The sequence below is a fragment of the Citrobacter sp. Cpo142 genome, from assembly GCF_030332425.1.
In the GTDB taxonomy this organism is placed as follows: domain Bacteria; phylum Pseudomonadota; class Gammaproteobacteria; order Enterobacterales; family Enterobacteriaceae; genus Citrobacter; species Citrobacter portucalensis.
Genome location: NZ_JAOWHW010000023.1, coordinates 1 through 231 on the forward strand (window position 1 = coordinate 1; position 231 = coordinate 231).

Sequence of the window (231 nt, forward strand, 5' to 3'; positions counted from 1 at the left end):
CAAAAACAGGTGCTGGTTCATTCGGATCAGGGCAGTCAGTACACAAGCCATGAGTGGCAGTCGTTCCTGAAATCACACGGTCTGGAGGGCAGCATGAGCCGTCGCGGTAACTGCCATGATAATGCGGTTGCAGAAAGCTTTTTCCAGTTGCTGAAACGCGAACGGATAAAGAAAAAGATCTACGGAACGCGGGAAGAAGCCCGCAGCGATATTTTTGATTACATCGAAATG

General features: G+C 49.4%; 1 protein-coding gene. It reads left to right on the forward strand.

Annotation, left to right across the window (positions count from 1 at the left end):
• The coding region (locus OGY18_RS00950; RefSeq protein ID WP_286551315.1) for a DDE-type integrase/transposase/recombinase at positions 1 to 231 on the forward strand (231 nt) is incomplete at both ends.